Genomic DNA, 5,956 nt, shown 5'->3' with positions numbered 1-5,956 from the left:
TGGCCACTTTTGCCATAACCGTGTTTTTTCACAGGAGATGTCTGTTCACAAAACGGCCATCTTACATCAACTTTAGCCACTGTATTCCACATCCAAAACCGGACATTTCACACTGCAATCAACATATTGAATACACGACCCGTTTTTCTCGTCCAATAACTTTATCAGCTGCTACACGGGACAGGAAGCCGGAGCGACTACCGTACTCAGGGTGCGTCGCGACAAACTAATCGATACGGCGGATCAGCAAAGAAGGAAGCGTGACATTGATTTTTTCCGCTTTCCCCATCAGCCGGGTAACGTCCACATCAACCAGCGCCCACGCGACACTAACATAATCGGGATTGGCCAGCCAGTTTTCCACGCTGGTCGCTTCCGGCACTGCTTCGCCATCTTCCAAAATTGACATCCTCCCCGCCCTAAAGGACGGGGCTTTACGGCGCACTGGGTAAAAATGCGGTGTGAATGCCAAGGATGGCTAACCTATCCAATCAGCCCACCATTGCATCATCTCTTTCCGATTGGTTAGTGTGGAGTGTGTCTCTTGCGTGTCGCACTGTGCCAGATTGTGACGTGATGTTCCGTACTAATGCCAAGTAAGGCAAGTTACTTGTTCCTTTAACACATATCTGATGACGTGTACTATATAAGGACTTACCAGCGGGGCGAGGTGGGTACATTTTGATTGCTGTACATCTTGATGTACATAGTTTGCAGGGTGGAGAAAACATTGCCTTGTAACTTGCTGGTAAAATTAAATAATATTGTTTTGTATGTGATCTTTCGTGTGGGTCACCACTGCGAATAAGGGAACTAGAATGCCTGTTATTACGCTTCCTGATGGAAGTCAGCGTCAATATGATCGTGCCGTTTCTCCTTTTGATGTGGCACTGGATATTGGTCCGGGTCTGGCGAAAGCCTGTATCGCGGGCCGCGTTAACGGTGAACTAGTGGATGCCAGCGATCTGATCGACTCTGATGCACAATTGGAGATTATTACCGCCAAGGATCAAGAGGTGCTGGAGATCCTGCGCCACTCTTGTGCGCATCTGTTGGGACACGCCATTAAGCAACTGTGGCCGGATACCAAAATGGCGATCGGCCCGGTCATCGATAATGGTTTTTACTATGACGTTGATTTAGATCGCACGCTGACGCAGGAAGATATCGATCTGCTTGAAAAACGCATGCATGAACTGGCCGACAAAGATTACGACGTTATCAAGAAAAAGGTCAGTTGGCAGGAAGCGCGTGATGTCTTCGCTGCGCGTGGCGAGACCTATAAGGTCGCCATTCTGGATGAAAACATCAGCCACGACGATCGTCCCGGTTTGTATCACCACGAAGAATACATCGACATGTGTCGTGGTCCGCATGTGCCCAATATGCGTTTCTGCCATCATTTCAAATTGCAGAAAACCTCGGGTGCTTATTGGCGTGGCGATAGCAAAAACAAGATGTTACAGCGTATCTACGGTACTGCTTGGGCAGACAAGAAACAGTTGTGTGCCTATTTGCAGCGTCTGGAAGAAGCCGCCAAGCGCGATCACCGTAAAATTGGCAAACAGCTCGACTTGTATCATATGCAGGAAGAAGCACCAGGCATGGTGTTCTGGCACAACGATGGCTGGACGGTATTCCGTGAACTGGAAGCTTTTGTGCGCATGAAGCTCAAAGAGTACCAGTATCAGGAAGTGAAAGGGGCCTTTATGATGGACCGCGTGCTGTGGGAAAAAACAGGGCACTGGGAAAACTACAAAGAAGCCATGTTCACCACTTCGTCAGAGAACCGGGAATATTGCATCAAGCCGATGAACTGCCCGGGGCATGTGCAGATTTTCAATCAGGGGTTAAAATCTTACCGCGATTTGCCGCTGCGCATGGCCGAATTCGGCAGTTGCCACCGCAACGAACCGTCAGGCTCGCTGCACGGGTTGATGCGTGTGCGCGGATTTACGCAGGATGACGCACATATCTTCTGTACCGAAGAACAGGTTCGTGCAGAAGTGAATAGCTGTATCAAGATGGTGTACGACATGTACAGCACCTTCGGCTTTGAAAAAATCGTCGTTAAGCTTTCCACCCGCCCTGAAAAGCGCATCGGTAGCGATGAGATGTGGGATCGCGCTGAGCACGATTTGGCGGCTGCGCTGACAGAGAACGGGATTCCGTTTGATTATCAGCCGGGTGAGGGAGCATTCTATGGTCCGAAAATTGAATTTACTTTGCACGATTGTTTGGATCGCGCCTGGCAATGTGGTACGGTGCAGCTCGACTTTTCACTGCCGGGCCGTTTAAACGCATCTTATGTGGGCGAAAGTAACGAGCGCCAGGTGCCGGTGATGATTCACCGCGCCATATTGGGCTCCATGGAGCGCTTCATCGGTATTCTTACCGAGGAGTTCGCCGGATTCTTCCCAACCTGGTTGGCGCCGGTGCAAGCTGTGGTGATGAATATCACCGATGGACAGTCCGAATATGTCAGTGAATTGACGCGAAAACTGCAAGATGCAGGTATTCGTGTAAAAGCGGACTTGAGAAATGAGAAAATAGGCTTTAAAATCCGCGTGCACACTTTACGACGTGTTCCCTATATGCTTGTTTGCGGTGATAAAGAGGTGGAAGCGGGCAAAGTGGCCGTTCGCACCCGTTGCGGCAAAGATTTGGGAAGCATCGACGTTAACGAAGTGATCAAGCAGCTGCAACAAGAAATTCGCAGCCGTAGTCTTCATCAGTTGGAGGAATAAGGTATAAAAGGCGGAAAACGAGTTCAACCGGCGCGTCCTAATCGCATCAATAGAGAAATTCGCGCGCAAGAGGTACGTCTAACAGGCGTCGATGGCGAGCAGATTGGCATTGTCAGTCTGAATGAAGCGTTAGAGAAAGCCGAGGAAGCAGGTGTTGATTTAGTTGAAATCAGTCCTAACGCCGAGCCGCCGGTTTGCCGAATCATGGATTACGGCAAGTTCCTCTACGAGAAGAGTAAGGCCACCAAGGAACAGAAGAAGAAACAAAAAGTTATCCAGGTTAAGGAAATCAAATTCCGTCCTGGTACCGATGATGGCGACTATCAGGTCAAACTACGCAACCTGGTTCGCTTTCTGGAAGACGGTGACAAGGCAAAAATCACCCTGCGTTTTCGCGGACGTGAAATGGCGCACCAACAGATTGGTATCGAAGTGCTTAACCGTGTTCGTGACGATCTGAGTGAACTGGCAGTGGTCGAATCCTTCCCTACGAAGATCGAAGGCCGCCAGATGATCATGGTGCTTGCACCGAAGAAGAAACAGTAAGGCATTCAAGTAATAGAACCCGTGCGGTGTCCGCATCGCGCGGGTTTTGTTCGCCTTAGCTGATTCATTATATCAACAATGCGAAGTGGAAATTAACATGCCAAAGATCAAAACAGTACGTGGCGCCGCTAAACGCTTTAAAAAGACCGCCAAAGGTGGTTTTAAGCGTAAGCATGCTAACCTGCGTCATATTCTGACCAAAAAAGCGACTAAACGTAAACGTCATCTGCGTCTGAAGGGTATGGTCTCCAAAGGGGATCTGTGCCTGGTTGTCGCATGTCTGCCGTACGCATAAGTAACCTTTTTGAATCAAGAATAAGACGTTAGGAGAGAGCATATGGCTCGCGTAAAACGTGGTGTGGTTGCTCGTGCACGTCACAAGAAAATTCTGAAACAAGCGAAAGGTTACTACGGTGCCCGTTCGCGCGTTTATCGTGTTGCCTTCCAGGCAGTAATCAAAGCTGGTCAGTACGCTTACCGCGACCGTCGTCAACGTAAACGTCAATTCCGCCAGCTGTGGATTGCACGTATCAATGCAGCAGCTCGCAAAAATGGCTTGTCTTACAGCAAATTCATCAACGGCCTGAAAAAAGCATCTGTTGAAATCGACCGTAAGATTCTTGCTGATATCGCCGTATTCGACAAAGTGGCATTCTATGCACTGGTTGAAAAAGCGAAAGCAGCCCTGGCGTAAGTCAGTGGAAAGAGGGAACGTTGCTCCCTCTTTTCGTTTAAGGAGCAATCAGTGTGTCCTTTCTGTCACATTGAGCGATATCCATAACGGTTGTGATTGACTTTTTATCAGGGTCGATTTCCAATAAGACAGTGCTGTTTGTAGTAACATTTTTACCGTAAACGTGCCCGCCGATAGGCTGTTGGCGATAAACATCGACACTGATGACGCGCAAGCGTATTGACATTGAGGTAACGCAAGTATGACTACTGCTATTTTCCGTTTCTTTTTTTACTTTAGCAACTGATCTCAGGAGGCTTTGCGCGTAAGAAAAGAAACGAAAAATAGCGCTTAGAAGCCTCCCGCCGGGAGGCTTTTTTATTTGCGTTTGGTTCTAATCATGATAACTGGCCATACAGGCAGAAGAAGAGGAATGCAATGCCACATCTCGCAGAGCTGGTAGCGAATGCCAGAACAGCCATAGACGCGGCTCAGGATATTGCGACGCTGGATAATGTGCGTGTCGAATACCTAGGCAAAAAAGGGCATTTAACCCTGCAAATGACATTGCTACGCGATTTGCACGCAGACGAACGCCCTGCGGCGGGTGCAGCCATCAACCAGGCGAAGCAGGATGTGCAAGAAGCGCTGAACGTCCGCAAACAAACGTTGGAGTCGGCGGTGCTGAACGCCCGTCTGGCAGAAGAAACCATCGATGTTTCCCTGCCGGGACGCACCATGGAAAACGGCGGTTTGCATCCGGTCACTCGTACCATCGATCGTATCGAAACCTTCTTCGGTGAGTTGGGTTTCTCGGTAGCCACTGGGCCGGAAATCGAAGATGCTTATTACAACTTCGATGCGTTGAATATTCCGGGGTACCACCCTGCGCGTGCCGATCATGACACCTTTTGGTTTGATGCTACGCGTTTGTTGCGTACCCAAACGTCGGGGGTGCAAATTCGCACCATGGAGAAACAGCAGCCGCCGATCCGCATCATCGCGCCAGGCCGCGTCTATCGTAACGATTACGACCAAACCCATACGCCGATGTTCCATCAAATGGAAGGTCTGATCGTGGATAAAAACATCAGCTTTACCAACCTGAAAGGTACGCTGCACGATTTCCTGCGTAACTTCTTTGAAGAAGATTTGCAGGTGCGCTTCCGCCCGTCCTATTTCCCATTTACTGAACCGTCCGCAGAAGTGGATGTGATGGGTAAAAATGGCAAATGGCTTGAAGTGCTGGGCTGCGGCATGGTGCACCCTAACGTATTACGTAACGTTGGCATCGATCCGGAAATGTACTCCGGTTTCGCGTTTGGTATGGGGATGGAGCGTCTGACCATGTTGAGCTATGGAGTAATCGATTTGCGCGCATTCTTTGAAAACGATCTTCGCTTCCTCAAACAGTTTAAGTAAGGCGGGTACAGCATTATGAAATTCAGTGAACATTGGCTGCGCGAGTGGGTTAACCCGGCGATCAGCAGTGACGAACTGTCAGAACAAATTACCATGGCAGGCTTGGAAGTGGATGGCGTTGAGGCAGTTGCGGGGGCGTTTCATGGTGTGGTCGTCGGCGAAGTCGTTGAATGCTGCCAGCATCCCAATGCCGATAAGCTGCGCGTTACCAAAGTTAACGTAGGCGGTGAACGTCTGCTGGATATCGTGTGTGGCGCACCCAACTGCCGTCAGGGGCTTCGCGTTGCTGTTGCAACGATTGGTGCTGTGCTGCCGGGCGATTTCAAAATCAAGGCCGCCAAGCTGCGCGGTGAACCTTCTGAAGGGATGTTGTGCTCATTCTCCGAACTGGGCATTTCTGAAGACCACAGCGGCATTATCGAATTGTCGCTCGATGCGCCGATCGGCACTGACATCCGTGCCTATCTCGGGCTGGATGATAACGCCATCGAAATCAGCGTGACGCCTAACCGTGCCGACTGCTTGAGTATCATTGGCGTAGCCCGTGATGTTGCGGTGCTGAACCAAC

The 5,956-nt window shown here is 49.9% G+C and carries 7 protein-coding genes, 2 pseudogenes and 1 other annotated feature; of the genes and pseudogenes, 7 read left to right on the top strand and 2 right to left on the bottom strand.

Translation table 11 applies throughout. The annotated features are described in order from the left end of the window. Positions 1–80 (bottom strand): annotated as a pseudogene (locus QZ506_RS16615) (IS1 family transposase); the annotation flags it as partial. A gap of 38 nt (positions 81–118) precedes the next feature. Continuing rightward, positions 119–403, bottom strand: a pseudogene (locus QZ506_RS21685) (type II toxin-antitoxin system HicB family antitoxin); the annotation flags it as partial. Between the two features lie 415 nt (positions 404–818). Between QZ506_RS21685 and thrS the strand changes: the two are divergent. The 7 genes from thrS to ytpR all read left to right on the top strand — a co-directional run. Continuing rightward, positions 819–2,747 carry a threonine--tRNA ligase gene (gene thrS, locus QZ506_RS16605; protein WP_291972584.1) on the top strand — a complete coding sequence of 643 codons (1,929 nt, stop codon included), beginning with the start codon at positions 819–821 and terminating at the stop codon, positions 2,745–2,747. A 3-nt stretch (positions 2,748–2,750) separates the two neighbouring features. Beyond that, positions 2,751–3,293 (top strand): translation initiation factor IF-3, encoded by a 543-nt coding sequence (gene infC / locus QZ506_RS16600; protein WP_195313494.1) that lies wholly within the window; start codon positions 2,751–2,753, stop codon positions 3,291–3,293. 97 nt (positions 3,294–3,390) lie between these two features. Then, positions 3,391–3,588 (top strand): 50S ribosomal protein L35, encoded by a 198-nt coding sequence (gene rpmI / locus QZ506_RS16595; protein WP_291972582.1) that lies wholly within the window; start codon positions 3,391–3,393, stop codon positions 3,586–3,588. A 42-nt stretch (positions 3,589–3,630) separates the two neighbouring features. Continuing rightward, positions 3,631–3,987 carry a 50S ribosomal protein L20 gene (gene rplT / locus QZ506_RS16590; protein WP_291972579.1) on the top strand — a complete coding sequence of 119 codons (357 nt, stop codon included), beginning with the start codon at positions 3,631–3,633 and terminating at the stop codon, positions 3,985–3,987. 236 nt (positions 3,988–4,223) lie between these two features. After that, positions 4,224–4,349, top strand: a sequence feature (Phe leader region). Next, complete coding sequence (gene pheM / locus QZ506_RS16585) at positions 4,229–4,273, top strand: pheST operon leader peptide PheM (protein WP_291972587.1); 45 nt, start codon at positions 4,229–4,231, stop codon at positions 4,271–4,273. Its footprint overlaps the feature before it by 45 nt. Before the next feature lie 55 nt (positions 4,350–4,404). Further along, on the top strand, positions 4,405–5,388 hold the full coding sequence (pheS, locus tag QZ506_RS16580) for a phenylalanine--tRNA ligase subunit alpha (protein ID WP_291972577.1): 984 nt from the start codon (positions 4,405–4,407) through the stop codon (positions 5,386–5,388). A gap of 15 nt (positions 5,389–5,403) precedes the next feature. After that, a partial coding sequence (ytpR, locus tag QZ506_RS16575; RefSeq protein WP_367273032.1) for a YtpR family tRNA-binding protein occupies positions 5,404–5,956 on the top strand: 553 nt, incomplete at its 3' end.

The sequence above is a fragment of the Candidatus Symbiopectobacterium sp. genome, assembly GCF_020054415.1.
Taxonomy (GTDB): Bacteria; Pseudomonadota; Gammaproteobacteria; order Enterobacterales; family Enterobacteriaceae; genus Symbiopectobacterium.
This window is presented reverse-complemented; position numbering and strand designations above follow the sequence as displayed.